Origin of the sequence: Rahnella sp. ATs2, assembly GCF_051851855.1 — a bacterium.
GTDB classification, from domain to species: domain Bacteria; phylum Pseudomonadota; class Gammaproteobacteria; order Enterobacterales; family Enterobacteriaceae; genus Rahnella; species Rahnella variigena.
In genome coordinates, this window is sequence record NZ_JBLYPL010000010.1 from 181,674 (window position 1) to 203,479 (window position 21,806).

17 protein-coding genes and 6 tRNA genes are annotated in these 21,806 nt (G+C 51.2%); 21 read left to right on the top strand and 2 right to left on the bottom strand.

Features of this window, described 5'->3' with window-relative positions:
* Window positions 1-346 precede the first annotated feature (346 nt).
* The 11 genes from nagB (at window position 347) to ACJY2G_RS13155 (ending at window position 7,440) form a co-directional block, all read left to right on the top strand.
* Window positions 347-1,147 (top strand): glucosamine-6-phosphate deaminase, encoded by an 801-nt coding sequence (gene nagB, locus ACJY2G_RS13105; RefSeq protein ID WP_112287648.1) that lies wholly within the window; start codon window positions 347-349, stop codon window positions 1,145-1,147.
* 143 nt (window positions 1,148-1,290) lie between these two features.
* Window positions 1,291-2,430 (top strand): N-acetylglucosamine-6-phosphate deacetylase, encoded by a 1,140-nt coding sequence (nagA, locus tag ACJY2G_RS13110; RefSeq protein WP_430319108.1) that lies wholly within the window; start codon window positions 1,291-1,293, stop codon window positions 2,428-2,430.
* 20 nt (window positions 2,431-2,450) lie between these two features.
* Window positions 2,451-3,674 carry a DNA-binding transcriptional regulator NagC gene (nagC, locus tag ACJY2G_RS13115; RefSeq protein ID WP_113876051.1) on the top strand — a complete coding sequence of 408 codons (1,224 nt, stop codon included), beginning with the start codon at window positions 2,451-2,453 and terminating at the stop codon, window positions 3,672-3,674.
* A gap of 57 nt (window positions 3,675-3,731) precedes the next feature.
* Window positions 3,732-4,484 (top strand): HAD-IIA family hydrolase, encoded by a 753-nt coding sequence (locus tag ACJY2G_RS13120; protein ID WP_113876248.1) that lies wholly within the window; start codon window positions 3,732-3,734, stop codon window positions 4,482-4,484.
* 362 nt (window positions 4,485-4,846) lie between these two features.
* Complete coding sequence (gene asnB, locus ACJY2G_RS13125) at window positions 4,847-6,511, top strand: asparagine synthase B (protein WP_279919752.1); 1,665 nt, start codon at window positions 4,847-4,849, stop codon at window positions 6,509-6,511.
* A gap of 228 nt (window positions 6,512-6,739) precedes the next feature.
* Window positions 6,740-6,816, top strand: a tRNA-Met gene (locus ACJY2G_RS13130).
* 8 nt (window positions 6,817-6,824) lie between these two features.
* Window positions 6,825-6,909: transfer RNA gene (locus ACJY2G_RS13135), tRNA-Leu, on the top strand.
* 23 nt (window positions 6,910-6,932) lie between these two features.
* Window positions 6,933-7,007 (top strand) — tRNA-Gln (locus tag ACJY2G_RS13140).
* A gap of 70 nt (window positions 7,008-7,077) precedes the next feature.
* Window positions 7,078-7,152, top strand: a tRNA-Gln gene (locus ACJY2G_RS13145).
* Window positions 7,153-7,244: 92 nt separating this feature from the next.
* Window positions 7,245-7,321 (top strand) — tRNA-Met (locus tag ACJY2G_RS13150).
* Window positions 7,322-7,365: 44 nt separating this feature from the next.
* Window positions 7,366-7,440, top strand: a tRNA-Gln gene (locus tag ACJY2G_RS13155).
* A 99-nt stretch (window positions 7,441-7,539) separates the two neighbouring features.
* Here the strand turns inward: ACJY2G_RS13155 and ubiF are convergent.
* A complete protein-coding gene (ubiF, locus tag ACJY2G_RS13160) occupies window positions 7,540-8,724 on the bottom strand; it encodes a 3-demethoxyubiquinol 3-hydroxylase (protein WP_112287644.1) in 1,185 nt (394 codons plus the stop codon).
* 187 nt (window positions 8,725-8,911) lie between these two features.
* Between ubiF and miaB the strand changes: the two genes are divergently transcribed.
* The 9 genes from miaB (at window position 8,912) to ACJY2G_RS13205 (ending at window position 18,389) form a co-directional block, all read left to right on the top strand.
* Entirely contained in the window at window positions 8,912-10,336 is a 1,425-nt protein-coding gene (gene miaB, locus ACJY2G_RS13165; RefSeq protein WP_120160721.1) for a tRNA (N6-isopentenyl adenosine(37)-C2)-methylthiotransferase MiaB, read from the top strand.
* Between the two features lie 324 nt (window positions 10,337-10,660).
* A complete protein-coding gene (locus tag ACJY2G_RS13170) occupies window positions 10,661-11,737 on the top strand; it encodes a PhoH family protein (protein WP_120160341.1) in 1,077 nt (358 codons plus the stop codon).
* Complete coding sequence (gene ybeY, locus ACJY2G_RS13175; protein ID WP_120160339.1) at window positions 11,734-12,207, top strand: rRNA maturation RNase YbeY; 474 nt, start codon at window positions 11,734-11,736, stop codon at window positions 12,205-12,207. The genes ACJY2G_RS13170 and ybeY overlap by 4 nt, the downstream gene beginning before the upstream one ends.
* A gap of 100 nt (window positions 12,208-12,307) precedes the next feature.
* On the top strand, window positions 12,308-13,186 hold the full coding sequence (gene corC / locus ACJY2G_RS13180; RefSeq protein WP_015698153.1) for a CNNM family magnesium/cobalt transport protein CorC: 879 nt from the start codon (window positions 12,308-12,310) through the stop codon (window positions 13,184-13,186).
* Window positions 13,187-13,192: 6 nt separating this feature from the next.
* Window positions 13,193-14,722 carry an apolipoprotein N-acyltransferase gene (gene lnt / locus ACJY2G_RS13185; protein ID WP_439291809.1) on the top strand — a complete coding sequence of 510 codons (1,530 nt, stop codon included), beginning with the start codon at window positions 13,193-13,195 and terminating at the stop codon, window positions 14,720-14,722.
* 438 nt (window positions 14,723-15,160) lie between these two features.
* Window positions 15,161-16,057: an amino acid ABC transporter substrate-binding protein gene (locus ACJY2G_RS13190; protein ID WP_112287639.1), complete on the top strand. Its 897-nt coding sequence runs from the start codon at window positions 15,161-15,163 to the stop codon at window positions 16,055-16,057.
* Between the two features lie 189 nt (window positions 16,058-16,246).
* Entirely contained in the window at window positions 16,247-16,987 is a 741-nt protein-coding gene (locus ACJY2G_RS13195) for an amino acid ABC transporter permease (RefSeq protein ID WP_112287638.1), read from the top strand.
* Window positions 16,988-16,989: 2 nt separating this feature from the next.
* Complete coding sequence (gltK, locus tag ACJY2G_RS13200; protein ID WP_013576487.1) at window positions 16,990-17,667, top strand: glutamate/aspartate ABC transporter permease GltK; 678 nt, start codon at window positions 16,990-16,992, stop codon at window positions 17,665-17,667.
* Window positions 17,664-18,389, top strand: coding sequence for an amino acid ABC transporter ATP-binding protein (locus ACJY2G_RS13205; RefSeq protein WP_095921160.1), 726 nt, complete (start codon window positions 17,664-17,666; stop codon window positions 18,387-18,389). Before gltK ends, ACJY2G_RS13205 begins: the two co-directional genes overlap by 4 nt.
* A 62-nt stretch (window positions 18,390-18,451) precedes the next feature.
* On the opposite strand, the gene ACJY2G_RS13210 is transcribed toward ACJY2G_RS13205, so the two are convergent.
* A complete protein-coding gene (locus ACJY2G_RS13210; protein ID WP_112287636.1) occupies window positions 18,452-18,955 on the bottom strand; it encodes a zinc ribbon-containing protein in 504 nt (167 codons plus the stop codon).
* 268 nt (window positions 18,956-19,223) lie between these two features.
* On the opposite strand from ACJY2G_RS13210, the gene leuS reads away from it, so the two are divergent.
* Window positions 19,224-21,806, top strand: coding sequence for a leucine--tRNA ligase (gene leuS / locus ACJY2G_RS13215; RefSeq protein WP_129638369.1), 2,583 nt, complete (start codon window positions 19,224-19,226; stop codon window positions 21,804-21,806).

The window sequence follows — 21,806 nt, forward strand, 5'->3', positions numbered from 1 at the left end:
CTTTTTGTGAGAAATGTCACCAAAAAGAGGTCATAACATGCCATCAGACTGGTCAACACACAAAACTTATTTTATCATTAAAAAAATCTAGACGGCATTGTGCCAGTCATAAACCGCCGCGGTGGTTTACGCTTAACAAGACCGCCTTTGAACTGACGAACTTAGTTTTTACTTTGACTACGTATATCCGCAGTCATTGACGTTGCAGGAAGGCGGCAATCGAGTGAAACCCGATGAGCTTACACAGGTAAGTGATTCGGGTGAGCGAGAGCAGCCAACGCCCCTGCAGCGTCAAGGACAGAGGATATCAACAGTATATTCAATATTCTGAAACTAGAGGTACGTGATGAGACTTATTCCTTTAAACACCACCACTGAAGTTGGCAAATGGGCTGCACGTCATATCGTTGAACGTATTAACGCTTTCAAACCTACCGCCGACCGTCCTTTCGTTCTGGGCCTGCCTACCGGTGGTACCCCTCTCGAAGCTTACAAACATTTAATCGCCATGCATAAAGCAGGCCAGGTTAGCTTCAAGAACGTCGTCACCTTTAATATGGATGAATATGTGGGTCTGCCGCAGGAACACCCTGAGAGCTACCATACCTTCATGTATAAAAACTTCTTTGATCACGTTGATATTCCACGCGAAAATATCAACCTGCTGAATGGTAATGCACCAGACGTCGACGAAGAATGTCGCCAGTACGAAGCGAAAATTAAGTCTTACGGCAAAATTAACCTGTTCATGGGTGGCGTGGGTAACGACGGTCATATCGCGTTCAACGAACCGGCTTCATCCCTGGCTTCACGTACGCGTATCAAAACCCTGACCCATGAAACCCGTATCGCGAACTCCCGTTTCTTCGACAACGATGTGTCTCAGGTGCCAAAATTCGCCCTGACCGTTGGCGTGGGTACGCTGCTGGATGCGGAAGAAGTGATGATTCTGGTTACCGGTCACGCGAAAGCGCAGGCGCTTGAAGCCGCTGTTGAAGGTAATATCAACCACATGTGGACCATCAGTTGCCTGCAATTACACGCAAAAGCCGTTATGGTGTGTGATGAACCTTCCACCATGGAACTGAAAGTCAAAACTGTTAAATATTTCCGCGAGTTAGAAGCGGAAAATATGAAAAACCTTTAATTAACTGAGTCCCCGAAAGCATTGGAGTTGCAGCAAGGCGGCAACGGAACGAGTCTCCGGGAGCTTACTCAAGTAAGTGACCGGAGTGAGTGAAGGCAGCCAACGCTGCTGCGGCTCAAAGGATTTAGGGGAATGGGGGCATGATGTACGCATTGATTGAGGGCCGGGTCTATACCGGTCATGACGTTCTGGATAACCACGCGGTAGTGATTGCCGATGGCAAAATCGAACGTGTCTGTCCGGTGAGTGAATTGCCGGCGAATGTGGAAACCCGCAGTCTGGACGGCGCCATTCTTGCCCCCGGATTTATCGATCTGCAACTTAATGGTTGTGGCGGCGTGCAGTTCAACGATTCTCTGGAAGCTATTTCAGTAGAAACGTTAGAAATCATGCAGAAAGCCAATGAAAAATCCGGCTGTACCAGTTTCTTACCGACGCTGATCACCTGTAGCGACGACTACATGAAACACGGTATCAGCGTGATGCGCACCTATCTGGAAAAATATCCGAACCAGGCTTTGGGTCTGCATCTGGAAGGGCCGTATCTCAGCCCGCTGAAAAAAGGCACGCATAATCCTGCCTTTATCCGCCTGCCAGACAGCGCCATGATTGATTTCCTGTGCGCGAATGCCGATGTGATTACCCAACTGACGCTCGCACCGGAACAGGTTGATGCGAAATATATCCGCCAGTTGCGTGATGCAGGGATTGTAATTTCCGCAGGCCATTCAAATTCAACGTATGCTGAAGCCCGTGCCGGTTTTGCGGCAGGTATCAGCTTTGCGACGCACCTTTATAATGCAATGCCCGCCATTACCGGTCGTCAGCCTGGCCTTATTGGTGCAATCTTCGATACGCCTGAAGTGTATACCGGCGTCATCGCAGACGGTTTGCATGTGGACTGGGCCAATATCCGTAATGCGAAAAAGCTCAAAGGCGAGAAGCTGGTGCTGGTCACTGATGCTACCGCTCCGGCTGGCGCGAATATTGATGAGTTCATTTTTGCCGGTAAAACAATATACTACCGTGACGGACTCTGTGTGGACGAAAACGGCACGCTGAGCGGCTCTGCGCTGACGATGATCGAAGCGGTGCAAAACAGCGTCGAACATGTCGGAATTGCTCTGGATGAAACGCTGCGTATGGCAACGCTTTATCCGGCTCGCGCCATTGGTCTTGAAGATCAGCTTGGCAGCATCGAAGCAGGTAAAGTCGCCAACCTCACCGCGTTCACTCATGATTTTAAAATCACAAAAACTATCGTTAATGGTGACGAAGTTTAATTGAGCGGATAACAGCATTGATGACAACTGGCGGACAGCAGGCACAAATCGGCAACGTTGATCTGGTTAAGCAGTTAAACGGCGCAGCCGTTTACCGCCTGATTGACCAGCAAGGGCCCATCTCGCGCATTCAAATTGCCGACATGAGCCAGCTGGCACCCGCCAGTGTCACCAAAATTACCCGGCAATTGCTCGAGCGCGGGCTGATCAAAGAAGTGGATCAGCAGGCTTCCACGGGAGGCCGCCGCGCAATTTCCATCATTACTGAAACCCGCCCTTTCCATGCTATTGCGGTGCGCCTTGGCCGCCATGATGCAACGATTACCCTCTACGATCTCAGTGCCAAATCGCTGGCTGAACAACATTACGCCCTGCCCGAGCGCACTCAGGAAACGCTGGAGAACGCGCTGTTCGAGGCTATTGCCCAGTTCATCGAGCTGAATCAGCGTAAAATCCGCGAACTGATTGCCATTTCTGTCATCCTTCCGGGGCTGGTCGATCCTAATAAAGGAATTGTGCGCTACATGCCGCATATCAGCGTCGGTGCGTGGAAATTAGTGGATGCGCTGGAAGCAAAATTCAAAGTCACCAGTTTTGTTGGCCACGATATCCGCAGTCTGGCGCTGGCTGAGCACTATTTCGGTGCGACCCGCGACTGTCAGGACTCGATTTTGGTTCGTTTACACCGTGGTACAGGTGCAGGGATCATCGTTAACGGGCAGATTTTCCTGGGCAGCAACGGCAATGTGGGGGAAATCGGGCATATCCAAATTGATCCGCTGGGCGAACGCTGTCATTGCGGTAATTTCGGCTGTCTGGAAACCGTTGCGGCCAACGCCGCCATCGAAAATCGTGTGCGCCACCTGCTTACGCAAGGTTATGCCAGCAAACTCAGCCTGGAAGATTGTTCGATTTCCGCCATTTGTAAGGCCGCCAATCGCCACGATGCGCTGGCAACCGAAGTCATTGAGCATGTGGGGCGCCAGTTGGGTAAAGGCGTTTCGATTGCCATTAACCTGTTTAATCCGCAAAAAGTGGTGATTGCGGGTGAAATCACGGAAGCCGACAAAGTGTTGCTTCCTGCGATTCAGAACTGTATTAATGCGCAAGTTCTGAAAGATTTCCGCCGCAATTTACCGGTAGTGACTTCAGCCCTGAATCATCAGTCTGCGATTGGCGCTTTTGCACTGGTCAAACGGGCGATGCTGAATGGCGTTCTGTTGCAGCGTCTGATGGAAAATTGAGACGTGCTATAGTATCAGGCTGCCAGGAATGGGACTGAAAATGTGGGTTTGGAAATCATGACAATAAAGAACGTAATTTGTGACATTGATGGCGTGCTGTTGCACGACAATACCGCAGTACCCGGCGCCGACCGTTTTCTCGCGCGAATTCAGGAACAGGGAATGCCGTTAGTGATCCTCACTAACTACCCTTCCCAGACAGCACAGGATCTGGCTAACCGCTTCAGCGCAGCCGGTCTTGAAGTGCCTGAAAGTGCATTTTTCACCTCCGCGATGGCGACCGCCGATTTCCTGAAACGCCAGGAAGGCAAAAAAGCCTATGTCGTCGGCGAAGGCGCATTGATTCATGAACTGTATAAGGCCGGTTTCACCATTACCGATATCAACCCTGATTTCGTGATTGTTGGCGAAACCCGGTCTTACAACTGGGATATGATCCATAAAGCCGCGTATTTTGTGGCTAACGGCGCACGTTTTATCGCCACCAATCCTGATAATCACGGACACGGTTTTGTCCCGGCCTGTGGCGCGTTATGCGCACCTATCGAAAAAATCACCGGACGCCAGCCGTTTTACGTCGGTAAGCCAAGCCCCTGGATCATCCGCTCGGCGTTGAATAAAATGCAGGCGCATTCCGAAGAGACGGTCATTGTGGGTGACAATCTGCGCACCGACATACTTGCGGGCTTCCAGGCCGGTCTGGAAACCATTCTGGTACTGTCCGGCGTTTCCACTCTCAATGATATTGAGGGAATGCCATTCCGCCCGACCTGGATTTATCCTTCCGTTGCCGATATTGACGTAATTTAACGGCCACTGATAAGTCTATGAAAACGAGCCCGAATTTGACTCCCGGCTCGTTTTTTTTCGTCTTGCCGCCTGATTTTTATCCACTTTTCTCTTTTTTTGAATCCTCCTCAATTTTTGGCAATTAAATTAATAATTCGCTAATGAAAATGCCATAAAACTGATAATTCGTTAAAGATCACCCTCCCTCTACCAACTATTTATCAGAAGAGCGTTAAACCACTTGCACAACATGGGGGTTTTGACGCATTTTCATAGTCAGCAACGCAACAACCGCCGGTTAAAACTGCAAGAACGGCAACGTTGATCCTCATTCATAAACATAAAAATGACAGCCAGAGAAACGTCGTTAGGGAGAAAGCAATATGTGTTCAATTTTCGGTGTGCTCGATATCAAAACTGACTCCGTCGAGCTGCGCAAAAAAGCGCTGGAACTGTCGCGCCTGATGCGTCACCGCGGACCAGACTGGTCCGGCGTGTTTGCCAGCGATAAAGCGATTCTGTCGCACGAGCGTCTGTCCATCGTTGACGTCAACAACGGCGCACAGCCTCTGTACAACGCAGCACACACTCACGTTCTGGCTGTTAACGGCGAAATCTACAACCACCAGGCTCTGCGCGCAGAACTGGGCGATAAATATGAATTCCAGACCGCATCTGACTGCGAAGTTATTCTGGCGCTGTATCAGGAGAAAGGCCCTGCTTTCCTCGATGAACTGCAAGGCATGTTCGCCTTTATTCTGTATGACACAGAAAAAGACGCGTACCTGATTGGCCGTGACCATCTGGGCATTATCCCGCTGTATATGGGTTACGACGAACACGGCAACATGTATGTCGCTTCTGAAATGAAAGCACTGGTGCCGGTTTGCCGCACCATCAAAGAATTCCCGGCAGGCAGCTATCTGTGGAGCCAGGACGGTGAAATTCGCGAATATTACCAACGTGACTGGTTTGACTTCGAAAACGTCAAAGACAACGTCACTGACCCTGCGGCGCTGAAAGATGCACTGGAAGAAGCAGTGAAAAGTCACCTGATGTCTGACGTGCCTTACGGCGTGTTGCTGTCAGGTGGTCTGGATTCCTCCGTGATTTCCGCAATCACCAAGAAATTTGCAGGTCGTCGTATCGAAGATAAAGATCAGAGCGAAGCCTGGTGGCCGCAACTGCACTCCTTTGCAGTCGGTCTGGAAGGTTCTCCGGATCTGCGCGCAGCTCAGGAAGTGGCAAACCATTTAGGTACCGTGCACCACGAAATTCATTTCACCGTGCAGGAAGGTCTGGATGCTATCCGTGATGTTATCTATCACATCGAAACGTATGACGTGACGACTATCCGTGCATCAACGCCGATGTATCTGATGTCTCGTAAAATCAAAGCGATGGGCATCAAAATGGTGTTGTCTGGCGAAGGCGCAGATGAAGTGTTGGGCGGCTACCTGTATTTCCATAAAGCACCAAACGCCAAAGAATTCCACGAAGAAACCGTGCGTAAATTGCTGGCCCTGCACATGTATGACTGTGCGCGTGCCAACAAAGCCATGTCAGCCTGGGGTGTGGAAGCCCGCGTACCGTTCCTGGACAAAAAATTCCTCGACGTTGCGATGCGTATCAACCCTAAAGACAAGATGTGCGGCAACGGCAAGATGGAAAAACATATCCTGCGTGAATGTTTCGAGTCTTACCTGCCACACAGCGTGGCATGGCGTCAGAAAGAACAATTCTCTGATGGCGTAGGCTATAGCTGGATCGATACCTTAAAAGAAGTGGCCTCTCAGCAGATCACCGATCAACAGCTCGAAACTGCACATTTCCGTTTCCCGTACAACACGCCGACGTCCAAAGAAGGCTACCTGTACCGTACGATTTTTGAAGAATTGTTCCCGGTCCCAAGCGCGGCAGAATGCGTGCCTGGCGGCCCTTCTGTAGCCTGTTCTTCTGCGAAAGCGATTGAGTGGGATGAAGCGTTCAAAAACATGGACGATCCATCCGGGCGTGCTGTTGGCGTGCACCAGTCCGCCTACAAATAATCCATTCCCCGGTAATTATCCTTGTAACAAACGGGCCGCTTATGGCCCGTTTTTTTGTGGGTAAAGCCACTAAAAATAATGTCTTTTGTCCAATTAATCACCAGAGTGGTTATAAGCCAGACAAATGGACGCCATCAGGGCTTTTTCTCCAAAAAAGGTGTTGACGCAAAACGGTCATATACGCATAATGCGCCCCGCAACGCCGATGAAGGTAGCGCGAAAAAAGATGGCTACGTAGCTCAGTTGGTTAGAGCACATCACTCATAATGATGGGGTCACAGGTTCGAATCCCGTCGTAGCCACCATCTTTTTTGCGGGAGTGGCGAAATTGGTAGACGCACTAGATTTAGGTTCTAGCGCCGCAAGGTGTGCGAGTTCAAGTCTCGCCTCCCGCACCATTTCCAGACATCGGTAGCACAGTTGGGGTATCGCCAAGCGGTAAGGCACTGGTTTTTGATACCAGCATTCCCAGGTTCGAATCCTGGTACCCCAGCCATTTTCTTATCTTTCACATTGCTTTACTGATGTGTTTGTGAGGAAAATCCAATTTGAAGAAGTTGTACTGTTGGGGTATCGCCAAGCGGTAAGGCACTGGTTTTTGATACCAGCATACCCTGGTTCGAATCCAGGTACCCCAGCCATACTTCTTTCTGTATAATTGGTAAGCACTTGAAATTTATTATTAAGTTAGTTAAATTAGTGCTTGAAGTTTTGAAGTAAGTCAGTAAAATTTGGCTACGTAGCTCAGCTGGTTAGAGCACATCACTCATAATGATGGGGTCACAGGTTCAAATCCCGTCGTAGCCACCATTTTACTTGCAGTACACTGCTCAAAAGGTAGTGAGAAACAAAATTGGGGTGTCGCCAAGCGGTAAGGCTCTGGTTTCTGATACCAGCATACCCAGGTTCGAATCCTGGCACCCCAGCCACATTAAGAGAGCCCGCCTCGTGCGGGCTTTTTGCTATTTGTTTTTTAATCAGCAAACAAGAAAGGCAAACCAGTATTTCTCCGGTTTGCCCTGAGCTGATTAAATCCCTAAAGCATATTTTAGTGCTTTGGTTTTCAGTGCGCCGGCACGCTGTGCGGTCATTAACGCCAGATTACGCAACGCTTTCACCGGTGGCAGATCGTTGCTGAAGGCGGTATAGAACAAATCCATGCCGCTTTGCATCAGCAAATTATCCAGACGACGCTGACGCTGATAGCGTAACAACACTTTTTCACTGCTCCACGCCTCATCATGATCCCGCGCTTTCTCCAGCACAGACAGCAATGCTTCCACGTCACGATATCCCAGATTCACGCCCTGCCCTGCCAGCGGATTGATGGTATGCGCCGCGTCACCCACCAGCGCCAGCCCCGGTAAGACGTAACGCTGAGCATGACGGCGAACCAGCGGAAACGCCCCTGCCGATAACGCTTTGACCGTGCCCAGTCGCGCAGGGAACGCCTGCATCACTTCTGTTGTGAGCTGCTGCATATTAAGCGTTTTCAGATAACGGATACGCTGCGGACTGTCATACCAGACCAGCGAGGCCTGATTGCCGAACAGAGGCAGAAATGCCCGCGGGCCGGAAGGGAAAAATTGCTGCCAGGTGACGTCCTGATCCGGCGTTTCAGTTTCAACGTTAATCAGCATGCAGTGCTGGCGGTATTCCCAGCCATCCACGCCAATGCCCGCCAGCTGGCGTACCAGTGAGTTCGCCCCGTCGGCGGCAATCACCAGTTTCGTACGCAACAAATCCCCCGTGGTCAGCTGAAGCGACCAGGTTTTATCATCGTGCTGCAAGAGATGACGTAACTTTGCCGGACAAAAACGCGTCAGGTTGGTGAGTGCGTCGAACTGCTGCCACAACGCAAGCTGCAATACACGGTTTTCGACCATGAATCCCAGCTCCGGCAATCCGAGGGATTGCGCGTCAAATTTCACCTCAGAACCGTCCACTTCCCAGGTTTCCAGGCGGCGGTACGGTACTGAGCGCATTTTCTCAACGGATTCCCATGCGCCCAGTTTCTGTAAAAAGCGGGCGGATGCACAGCCAATGGCGGAAATACGCAAATCAGCCGGTGCTGACGGGTCAAATCCGGCAGGCGCTTCATTCTCTATCAGTGCGACTTGCAGACCTTGTTTTGCCAGTCCCAGCGCCGCGGCTGCGCCGACCATGCCGCCGCCGACAATTACTGCATCAAATGTCTTCTCAGAATTATTCATTTTATTCCGGCTTTCTGTTCAGTTCATTATGCGAAGTGTACCGGATTTTTATGTCAGCATCAGGGCCTAAGCTGCTTTCCTGCACTGGTCAGCACCGGAGTGAGGGTTTACAATAGCGCCCCTGAACTATGCTATGCACTGCGGCATTGCCGATCTCACGTTCCCCGTATTGAGTACTGACACGCTGATGACTAAAAAACTGCACATAAAAACCTGGGGCTGCCAGATGAATGAATATGATTCATCCAAGATGGCTGACCTTCTCGACAGCACCCATGGTTACCAGCTGACGGATAACGCTGAAGAAGCAGACATTCTGCTGCTGAACACCTGCTCAATCAGGGAAAAAGCGCAGGAGAAAGTCTTCAGCCTGCTCGGACACTGGAAATTACTGAAGAAGAAAAATCCGGATATCATTATCGGCGTCGGTGGCTGCGTAGCCTCGCAGGAAGGCGAAATGCTGCGTAAACGCGCGCCTTGTGTTGATATCGTCTTCGGCCCGCAAACCCTGCACCGCTTGCCAGAAATGGTGAACCATGTGCGTGGCACTAAAAGTCCTGTCGTCGATATCAGTTTCCCTGAAATCGAAAAATTTGACCGGCTGCCGGAACCGCGCGCCGACGGCCCGACCGCTTTCGTTTCCATCATGGAAGGCTGCAACAAATATTGCAGCTTCTGTGTGGTGCCTTATACCCGCGGCGAAGAAGTCAGCCGCCCGTGCGATGACGTGCTGTTCGAAGTCGCCCAGCTGGCCGCGCAAGGCGTACGTGAAGTCAATCTGCTGGGCCAGAACGTCAATGCGTATCGCGGCGATTCTTTTGACGGCGGCATCTGCACCTTCGCTGAGCTGCTGCGTCTGGTGGCGGCCATTGACGGCATCGACCGTATCCGTTTCACCACCAGTCACCCGGTCGAATTTACCGATGACATTATCGATGTGTACAAAGACACGCCGGAAGTGGTGAGCTTCCTGCATCTGCCGATTCAGAGCGGTTCCGACCGCATTCTTACCATGATGAAACGCCCTCATACGGTGCTGGAATACAAATCGACGATCCGTAAGTTACGCGCTGCGCGTCCTGATATTCATTTCAGTTCAGATTTCATCATTGGCTTCCCTGGCGAAACCAATGATGATTTTGAGCGCACAATGGATTTGATCGCACAGGTCAATTACGACGTCAGTTTCAGCTTCATCTACTCTCCGCGCCCTGGTACACCGGCGGCGGACATGGTGGATGATGTGAGCATGGACGAGAAGAAACAGCGTCTGGCGTTGTTGCAGGACAGAATCACTCAGCAGGTCATGCGTTTCAGCCGCGCCACGCTGGGCACCGTTCAGCGCATTCTGGTGGAAGGCACGTCCCGCAAGGATATTATGGAGCTGACCGGGCGTACCGAATGTAACCGCGTGGTCAACTTCGAAGGCACACCGGATATGATCGGTAAGTTCGTGGATGTCGAAATTGTCGATGTGTATGCCAACTCGCTGCGCGGTGTGGTTGTCCGCACCGAAGAACAGATGGCGCTGCGCCTGCATGAATCTCCGCAATCGGTCATCGAACGTACCCGTAAAGAAAATGAATTGGGCGTTGGAATGTATCAACCCTGAACCATAGTAATGATGTATGACCCGATATCGACAGGGCGCTCCGGCGTCCTGTTTCTTTTGAGATTTTCGCTAATACCTTCATCACAAGGGTTTAATTTTCCAGCAAAGGCCGCATATCCGGATGAAGGTCCCTGCAACTGCTGCCACGGCGCAGCATATTTTGCCAAGGGCATGTATTATTAAGTCAGGTATGGTTGACGGCTGAAAGCAGTGATCAGCCGGGTGCTTCATAAAACGTACCCGAAATAATTCGAGTTGCAGAAAGTCGAGTGAATGCAGCTAACACACTCTGTAGCTTCAGTATGAAGGGTAAACTGGTCCGAAGTGACCCAAAGGATTCGTTTGAACGTTGTAACACAAGAGATTTTACTGGAGCCCGAAGACAACCAGCGTTTGCTGAGCCTGTGCGGGCCGTTTGATGACAATATCAAACAACTGGAGCGCCGGTTGGGCGTTGAAATCAACCGTCGTGATAACGCGTTTAAATTGGTCGGAAAGAGTCTGCCTGTTGCGGCAGCCGCCGACATCCTGCGTGATTTATACGTAGACACTGCGCCGCTGCGGGGTGAAATCCAGGATATCGACCCTGAAAAAATCCATCTGGCGATCAAAGAAAGCCGGGTGCTGGAACAAACCGCAGAAAGCGTGCCGGATTTCGGCAAAGCGGTCATTATCAAAACCAAACGCGGGATGGTGAAGCCGCGTACGCCAAATCAGGCGCAATACATCGCTAATATCCTCGACCACGATATCACCTTCGGGATTGGTCCTGCCGGTACGGGTAAAACCTATCTGGCCGTGGCTGCTGCGGTGGATGCGCTGGAGCGTCAGGAAGTACGCCGTATTCTGCTGACCCGCCCTGCTGTTGAAGCCGGTGAAAAGCTGGGCTTCCTGCCGGGCGATCTCAGCCAGAAAGTCGACCCGTATCTGCGCCCGCTGTATGACGCATTATTCGAAATGCTCGGCTTTGAAAAAGTGGAAAAACTGATTGAGCGCAACGTCATTGAAGTCGCCCCGCTGGCTTACATGCGTGGCCGTACGCTGAACGACGCCTTTATTATTCTCGATGAAAGCCAGAACACCTCTATCGAACAGATGAAGATGTTCCTGACCCGTATTGGTTTTAACTCCAAAGCGGTGATCACCGGTGACGTCACGCAAATCGACTTGCCGCGTCATCAGAAATCAGGGCTACGTCATGCCATTGAAGTGCTGTCTTCCGTTGATGAACTCAGTTTCAACTTCTTCCACAGTGAGGACGTCGTCCGTCATCCGGTGGTGGCGCGCATTGTTGTCGCGTACGAAGCCTGGGAAGAAGAAGACCAAAAACGCCGTGATGCGATTGCCGCAGAGCGTAAACATGAACACCAGAACAGCTCAACACAACAGGCCGGTCAATGAATACGGTAATTCTCGATTTACAAATTGCCTGCGAAGAACCCGCAGGTTTACCGTCTGAAAATGACTTTCAAAAATGGCTCGAAGCTGTTCTTCCACAATTTCAGGAAGAATCGGAAGTGACCATCCGTCTGGTCGATATCCCCGAAAGTCATGAACTGAATATGACGTATCGTGGCATGGATAAACCGACCAACGTGTTATCCTTCCCGTTCGAAGCACCTCCGGGTATGGAGATGCCACTTCTTGGCGACCTGATTATTTGTCGTCAGGTCGTTGAGAAAGAAGCGAAAGAGCAGGATAAAGAACTTCTGGCCCACTGGGCGCATATGGTAATTCACGGCAGTTTGCATTTGCTGGGCTATGACCATATCGTTGACGAAGAAGCCGAAGAAATGGAATCGATTGAAACTGAAATTATGCAGGGTTTGGGTTATCCGGATCCGTACATTTCAGAGAAAGAAGACCACTGATTTATCAGTAAACTCGCGCAGCGCCTGCCCGGTGAAGGTTTATCATCCGCAGGCGTTTCGCATAATTTTCACTAACTACGAGTAAAAAAAACCAAACGCCATGAGCGATGACCATTCACAAAATAGTGACAGCCCCAGTCCCAAGAAGGGCTTCTTTTCCCTTATCCTTAGCCAGCTTTTTCACGGTGAACCTAAAAACCGTGGCGATCTGGTTGAGCTGATCCGTGATTCAGAACAAAACGATCTGATCGACCCCGATACCCGGGACATGCTGGAAGGCGTGATGGATATCGCCGAGCAGCGCGTGCGGGACATCATGATCCCCCGTTCCCAGATGATCACGCTAAAACGCAATCAGCCGCTGGAAGAGTGCCTCGATGTCATCATCGAATCCGCACACTCACGCTTCCCGGTGATCAGCGAAGATAAGGATCACATTGAAGGCATCCTGATGGCCAAAGACCTGTTGCCGTTTATGCGCACAGAGTCTGAACCCTTCAGCATCGATAAAGTGCTGAGAACCGCGGTCGTTGTTCCTGAAAGCAAACGCGTAGACCGCATGCTGAAAGAATTCCGCTCCCAGCGTTACCACATGGCGATTGTCGTGGATGAATTCGGCGGCGTTTCCGGTCTGGTCACCATCGAAGATATTCTCGAACTGATCGTCGGTGAAATCGATGATGAGTACGACGAAGCGGAAGATCTGGATATTCGCCAGCTCAGCCGTCATACGTATACCGTCCGCGCCCTCGCGCCGATTGAAGATTTCAATGAAGTGTTCCAGACCCACTACAGTGACGACGAAGTCGATACCATTGGTGGTCTGGTGATGCAGTCATTTGGCCATTTACCGGCGCGTGGCGAAAGCATTGAAATTGACGGTTACCTGTTCAAGGTTGCGATGGCCGACAGCCGCCGTATCATTCAGGTTCACGTAAAAATACCGGACGACGCGCCGCAACCGATACTGGAAGAATAATTCTCCATGGCAATTGCCTCTTTATATCAACGCCAGCGGGTTCGCGCCCTGCTGGCGCTCTTTTTCGGTGCCTGTGGCACGCTGTCATTTTCCCCTTATGACTTCTGGCCTGCGGCGATTATTTCGCTGTGCGGTCTGCTGGCATTAACGCTCGATCGCCGTCCGGGTCAGGCCGCGTTGATCGGCTTCTTCTGGGGGATGGGACTTTTTGGCAGCGGCGTAAACTGGGTGTATGTCAGTATCGCCACCTTTGGCGGCATGCCGGAAGCGATTAACCTTTTCCTCGTCGTGTTGCTGGCAGCCTATTTGTCGCTGTATACCATGCTGTTTGCCGGATTGTTCAGCAAACTGTGGCCAAAAACCACCTGGTGGAAACTGGCTCTTGGCGCGCCCGCCCTGTGGCAGATGACTGAATTTCTGCGCGGCTGGGTACTGACCGGTTTCCCGTGGCTACAGTTTGGTTACAGCCAAATCGATGGCCCGCTTAAAGGCCTTGCCCCCATCACTGGCGTCGATGGCATCACGATTTTGCTCACTTCGCTGAGCGGCCTGATTGTGTATGCGGTACATCAGCGTCGCATCACGCCGGGGCTCATTGCTGTTGCTATGTTGCTGCTGCCGTGGCCGTTGCGTTATATCCACTGGTATCAGGAACAGACCGATAAAACGGTCGATGTGGCACTGGTTCAGGGCAATATTCCGCAGTCGATGAAGTGGGATCCAAAGGCGCTGGAAAGTGCATTGCAGACCTATCTGGATCTCAGCCGTCCGTACGTGGGCAAATCCAGCATGATCATCTGGCCGGAATCGGCGATTTCAGACATTGAATCCGATCAGCAAGGTTTCCTGAGCATGGTAGATAATATCTATCGCTCACACGGCACCCAACTCATCACCGGCATTATCGATGCGCGCCGTAACGAAGAAGGCATGAAGGTGTATAACAGCGCCATCGTGCTCGGCGGGGAAAAGCCGTATCGCTATCCCGACGAAAATCGTTTCAACAAGCATCATCTGGTGCCGTTCGGTGAATTCGTGCCGCTTGAAACAATTCTTCGCCCTCTGGCACCGTTCTTTGATTTGCCGATGTCAGGACTTACCAGTGGTGATTACGTGCAGAAACCGCTGGTGGTCAGCGGCCTGAATCTGACCACGGCAATATGTTATGAAGTGGTCTTCGGTGAACAGGTGCGTGATAACCTGCAACCGGACACTAACTTCCTGCTGACGATTTCCAATGATGCCTGGTTCGGACATTCCATCGGCCCGTGGCAGCATTTCCAGATGGCACGTATGCGTTCGCTCGAACTGGGTCGCCCGTTACTGCGCAGCACCAACAACGGCATTACCGCCGTGGTGAATGCGCAGGGCGATGTGACACACGAAATCCCGCAATTCACCCGTCAGGTGCTGAACGTGAAAGTCACACCGACAACCGGTATGACACCGTATGCCCGGGTGGGCTGGTGGCCGGTATGGTTCGCAACAGTAGTGATGGCGGGCGCCGCCTTGTGGCTTGGCCGTCGTAAATCCTAAGTAAACGCATTTCGCAGTGAAAACAGGCACCTCCCGGTGCCTGTTCTTTTATGTCGCACCCTGTTCTGCCCCGCTCTTCCCGCTCCCTTTTACCTGCTGCCGATTGTTGAGACTACCGCATTTAGCGCTGCAGGAATGACGGCTAATGAAGTTAAATCAGGCTATCTGGCACGAGTCTTGCTACATCTGATTGAAAGATATCTGTTTAGTGATTTTTTGCGACGGGATGCATCATTTTGATACAAACAGGCTGATCCTCATGCACTTTTTCAGTGCACAGCCATTTGATTGCTTCGAATTGGTGCGCGTCTCGTCTCAAAAAAGAAACAATATGGTTTCATAATATTCACATTCAGCTATTTTCTAGCTTCATATGACGAGGCATTAGTACTTTCTGATCCCTGAGTTTGGATCCCTAATGACAGCAAGGAGTTGGACATGCAATTGCGCAAATTGGCATTATCAGTACTGTTGGCAAGCGTTACCGTAAGCAGCTTTGCTCACGCAGAGGAACTGACCGGTACCCTGAAAAAAATTAAAGACAACGGCGTTATCGTTGTGGGTCACCGCGAATCCTCAGTGCCCTTCTCTTATTACAATAACGAACAAAAAGTCGTGGGTTATTCACAGGACTACTCTGACGCTATCGTCGATGCCGTGAAGAAAAAACTCGACCTGCCAAACCTGCAAGTCAAGATGATGCCGATCACTTCCCAGAACCGTATCCCGCTGTTGCAAAATGGGACCTACGATTTTGAGTGCGGTTCAACCACCAACAATCTGGAACGTCAGCAACAGGCCGCGTTCTCTGACACCATCTTCGTGATTGGTACCCGCCTGCTGGTGAAAAAAGGCTCCGACATTAAAGATTTTGCTGATCTGAAAGGCAAAACTGTGGTGGTGACTTCCGGTACTACCTCAGAAGTGCTGCTCAACAAGCTTAACGAAGAGAAGAAACTGGATCTGCGCATCATCAGCGCGAAAGACCACGGTGACTCCTTCCGTACGCTGGAAACTGGCCGTGCTGTTGCCTTTATGATGGACGATGCCCTGCTGGCCGGTGAACGTGCTAAAGCCAAAAAACCTGATAACTGGGAAATCATCGGCACCCCGCAGTCCAAAGAAGCTTATGGCTGCATGATGCGTAAAGACGATGCGGAGTTCAAAAAACTGGTTGATGACACCATCGTGAAAGCGCAGACCTCCGGTGAAGCCACTAAATGGTTTGAAACCTGGTTCAAAAAACCAATTCCTCCGAAAAACCTGAACATGAACTTTGAACTGTCTGACGACATGAAAGCTCTGTTCAAAGCGCCAAACGATAAAGCGCTGTAAGAAATACCAGACAGACAGGTATAACCAAGAGAAGAGTGAAAAGTGACTAAAATATAAGGCTGGCCCACCAGCCTGTGATGATAAAGATGCGGGGTGGTCGTTCCCCACCCCGCGTTTCTTCCCATTCACTTTAGGCGGAATTACGTCATCACTCAGAGGGTAATTCATTACCCGTTTTACGGAGTTTTTATGTCAATAGATTGGAACTGGGGCATTTTTCTGCAACAAGCGCCCTTTGGCAATACCACTTATCTGGGCTGGATTTGGAATGGATTTCAGGTCACTGTCGCACTGTCAATTTGCGCATGGATCATCGCCTTCTTCGTCGGCTCTCTGTTCGGTATCTTACGTACCGTCCCCAATCGCGTCCTATCAGGCATTGGTACGTGTTACGTTGAGTTATTCCGTAACGTCCCATTGATCGTTCAGTTCTTCATCTGGTATCTGGTGGTCCCTGAATTACTGCCGGAAAATATCGGCATGTGGTTTAAATCTGAACTGGCGCCGGACGTGCAATTCTTCACCTCATCTGTGATTTGTCTCGGTTTGTTCACCGCTGCCCGCGTGTGCGAGCAGGTGCGTGCTGCGATTCAGTCACTGCCAAGCGGGCAACGCAACGCGGGACTGGCGATGGGTCTGACCCTGCCACAAACCTACCGTTATGTGCTTTTGCCGAATGCTTATCGCGTGATTGTGCCGCCGATGACTTCTGAGATGGTCAACCTTGTTAAAAACTCCGCCATCGCCTCGACGATTGGTCTGGTCGATATGGCGGCACAGGCCGGTAAATTGCTGGATTACTCCGCGCATGCGTATGAGTCTTTCACCGCGATTACCCTGGCTTATGTTCTGATTAATGCCGTCATCATGCTGCTGATGCACTTTGTAGAACGGAAAGTCCGCCTGCCGGGCAACATGGGAGGTAAATAAGCATGCATGAATTTGACTGGAGTTCTATTGGTCCCGGTCTGCCCTATCTGTGGCAAGGCATGGTCATTACGCTGAAGATTACGTCACTGGCGATTGTGGTCGGTATTTTGTGGGGCACGTTGCTGGCGGTGATGCGTTTATCGACGTTTAAACCGATCAGCTGGTTTGCTTCTGCCTACGTCAATCTGTTCCGTGCCGTTCCGCTGGTGATGGTGTTGTTGTGGTTCTATCTGATTGTGCCGGGCTTTTTACAGAAAGTGCTCGGGCTGTCACCGAAAACCGATATCCGCCTGATTTCAGCGATGGTGGCATTTGCGCTGTTTGAAGCGGCCTACTATTCCGAGATCATCCGCGCAGGCATTATCAGTATCGCCCGCGGCCAGTCTTCTGCCGCACTGGCGCTGGGTATGACGCAGTGGCAGTCGATGAAGCTGGTTATATTGCCGCAGGCTTTCCGCGCCATGGTGCCGCTGCTGCTGACACAGGCGATCGTATTATTCCAGGATACTTCGCTGGTGTACGTTCTGGGCCTCGCGGACTTCTTCCGCAGTGCATCCAACATTGGCGACCGCGACGGTACGCTGGTTGAGATGGTGCTGTTTGCAGGACTTATTTACTTTGTTATCAGCCTTTGTGCTTCCTTGCTGGTGCGTTATTTGAAGAAAAGGACCGTTTCATGATTTCACTGAAGAATGTTTCTAAATGGTACGGGCACTTTCAGGTGCTTACCGATTGCAGCACCGAAGTTAAAAAAGGTGAAGTTGTGGTGGTTTGCGGGCCTTCCGGCTCAGGTAAATCGACGCTGATCAAAACCGTTAACGGTCTGGAGCCGGTTCAGAAAGGCCAAATCCTGGTTAACGGCACGCCAGTGAATGATAAGAAAACCAATCTGGCGCAACTGCGTGCCAAAGTGGGCATGGTGTTCCAGCATTTTGAATTGTTCCCGCACCTTTCTATCATCGATAACCTGACGCTGGCACAGGTCAAGGTCCTGAAACGCGATAAAGCCGCAGCAAAAGACAAAGGCCTGAAATTACTGGATCGCGTCGGTTTATCCGCACATGCCAATAAGTTTCCGGGTCAGCTTTCCGGTGGTCAGCAGCAGCGTGTGGCGATTGCCCGTGCGTTATGTATGGATCCTATCGCCATGTTGTTTGACGAACCGACTTCTGCGCTTGATCCGGAAATGATCAACGAAGTGCTGGACGTGATGGTTGAACTGGCAAACGAAGGCATGACGATGATGGTGGTCACGCACGAAATGGGCTTCGCCCGTAAAGTGGCTAACCGCGTGATTTTCATGGATGAAGGTAAAATTGTGGAAGATCGTAATAAAGACGATTTCTTCAATAATCCGGAATCAGACCGTGCGCGGGACTTCCTGGCGAAAATCCTGCACTGATCAGACTAGTTCCAGCAACAGGAACAAATCAGCCCCGCATTTGCGGGGCTGATTATTGATAATCAAGGCTCAAACGGACGGCGCGTAAACTCTGTATGGCCGCACTTAGGACATTTGCTCAGAATTTCCGGCGTATACACCGCTAAATTGAAATGACAGTTTTCACAGACCAGATTCCCCAGCCCGACCACTTCCCCGCTGTGATAAATCCCGTGATGGCTGACATCTTTAAACACTTCTTTCCATTCCAGCTGGGTTTTGTCGGTCATATCCGCCAGCTCTTTCCACAGGCTTTCTTTAATCACCCGCATAAATACGCTGTCCGTGCCGTCATCTTCAGCTTCTGCTACTGCCTGCTGATTTTCAGAATAACTGCGCGCAAACTCATGCAGGTCGCGTCTTACCGCTGACGTTAGCTGTTCAATCTGGATTTCAGACAGTTTGCCTTCGTTTTGCAGCTCAATACGGGCATCCTGCACCAGCGCGCTGATATCACGTTCCCCATTTTTTAACCGTTCAGTGAGTGAAGCCACCAGCTGGCGGTAAGATTGCGTAATATTGCTCATAATTTCTTCTCCTTGAACTGACGTGATCATTTGCCCGACGAAAGCGCATTGACTTTATTTTAGCCGTAAATCCCTGATCCGTTGCGCAGATTATGTCGTGCCGGCTCGCAGATTATGAATATTGCGCCAATAGCGGACAGAAATCCCCTTTAGCCTTCGCTGGGTGTTGTTGCACCATCCGCTTATCAGCTATGCTATGCGGATCTTTTGATTAAAACTTTTTGAGCTACAGGCGTAGCTGTTTTCACTCACAGGACCACCGGCCGCCATGCAAGAGCAATACCGTCCAGAAGACATCGAGTCACACGTTCAGCTTCACTGGCAAGAGAAGCAAACCTTCAAAGTTACCGAACAGCCTGGCAAGGAGAAATACTACTGCCTCTCCATGTTGCCTTACCCGTCGGGTCGTCTCCATATGGGACACGTGCGCAACTACACCATCGGTGACGTGATTTCCCGTTATCAGCGTATGCTTGGCAAAAACGTTCTGCAGCCAATCGGCTGGGATGCTTTCGGCCTGCCTGCTGAAGGTGCTGCGGTGAAAAACAACACTGCGCCTGCTCCGTGGACGTACGAAAACATCGAATACATGAAGAACCAGCTTAAATTGCTGGGCTTCGGCTATGACTGGGATCGCGAAGTGGCGACCTGCAAACCGGATTATTATCGCTGGGAACAATGGTTCTTCACCAAGCTGTATGAAAAAGGCATGGTTTATAAGAAGACCTCCGCGGTGAACTGGTGCCCGCATGACCTGACTGTTCTGGCGAACGAACAGGTTATCGATGGCTGCTGCTGGCGTTGTGATACCAAAGTAGAACGCAAAGAAATCCCTCAGTGGTTTATCAAAATCACCGATTACGCCGATCAGCTGCTTAACGATCTGGACACGCTGGAAAGCTGGCCAGAGCAGGTTAAGACCATGCAGCGCAACTGGATTGGCCGTTCCGAAGGCGTGGAAATCACTTTTGACGTGGCAGACAGCGACGAAAAAGTGACGGTTTACACCACCCGTCCGGACACCTTCATGGGCGCGACTTATGTCGCCGTGGCTGCGGGTCATCCGCTGGCGCAACAGGGTGCACAAAACAATCCTGCCCTGACCGATTTCATCGATGAATGCCGCAATACCAAAGTTGCCGAAGCAGAAATGGCAACAATGGAGAAAAAAGGCATGGCAACCGGTCTGTTTGCTATTCACCCGCTGTCTGGTGAAAAGCTGCCAATCTGGGTCGCTAACTTCGTTCTGATGGAATACGGCACCGGCGCCGTGATGGCCGTTCCAGGTCACGACCAGCGTGACTGGGAATTCGCCACTAAATATGACCTGCAAATTAAACCGGTTATCCTGAATCTTGATGGCAGCCAGCCTGACGTCAGCGCAGAAGCGATGACAGAGAAAGGCACGCTGTTCAATTCAGGCGAATTTGACGGTCTGAGCCACGAAGACGGCTTTAATGCCATTGCCGACAAACTGGTTGCTCAGGGCGTAGGTCAGCGCAAAGTCAACTACCGCCTGCGCGACTGGGGTGTTTCCCGTCAGCGTTACTGGGGTGCACCAATCCCGATGATCACGCTGGAAGACGGTACCGTTATTCCTACACCAGAAGATCAACTGCCGGTTATTCTGCCGGAAGACGTCGTAATGGATGGTATCACCAGCCCGATCAAAGCCGATCCTGAGTGGGCGAAAACCACCGTGAACGGTATCCCTGGTCTGCGTGAAACCGACACCTTCGATACCTTCATGGAATCTTCCTGGTATTACGCGCGTTACACCTGCCCGCAATATGACGAAGGTATGCTGGATCCGGCTGCTGCCAACTACTGGCTGCCGGTTGATCAGTATGTCGGTGGTATCGAACACGCCATCATGCACCTGATGTATTTCCGCTTCTTCCACAAACTGATGCGTGACGCAGGTCTGGTTGATTCTGACGAACCGGCAAAACGTCTGCTGTGTCAGGGTATGGTTCTGGCTGACGCCTTCTACCACACCGGCAGCAACGGCGAACGTATCTGGGTTTCTCCGACAGATGCCACGGTTGAGCGTGACGAAAAAGGCCGCATTACTAAAGCCACTGATCCGCAGGGCCGCGAGCTGGTTTATGCCGGCATGAGCAAGATGTCCAAGTCTAAAAACAACGGCATCGACCCGCAGGTCATGGTAGATAAATACGGCGCCGATACTGTGCGTCTGTTTATGATGTTCGCTTCACCGGCTGAAATGACGCTGGAATGGCAGGAATCAGGCGTTGAAGGGGCAAACCGCTTCCTGAAACGCGTCTGGAAACTGGCCTTCGAGCACACTGCAAAAGGCGCTACCGTTGATCTGGACGCAGCTTCTCTGAACGAAGCGCAAAAAGATCTGCGTCGCGACCTGCACAAAACGATCGCTAAAGTGACCGATGATATCGGCCGTCGTCAGACCTTCAACACCGCTATTGCAGCCGTGATGGAGCTGATGAACAAGCTGGGGCGTGCGCCGCAAGAGACCGAACAGGATCGTGCGTTGCTGCAGGAAGCGTTGCTGGCGGTTGTGCGTATGCTTTATCCGTTCACTCCACACGTTTGCTTCACCCTCTGGCAGTCACTGAAAGGTGAAGGCGATGTCGATACCGCGCCGTGGCCACAGGCTGACGAAAAGGCAATGGTTGAAGACTCTAAGCTGGTCGTGGTACAGGTGAACGGTAAAGTGCGTGCTAAAATCACCGTAGCCGCTGATGCTACCGAGCAGCAAGTGCGCGAGCGTGCGGCAGAAGAGCATTTGGTCGCAAAATATCTGGATGGGGTTACGGTTCGCAAAGTAATCTACGTCCCGGGCAAACTTCTTAACCTGGTTGTAGGTTGA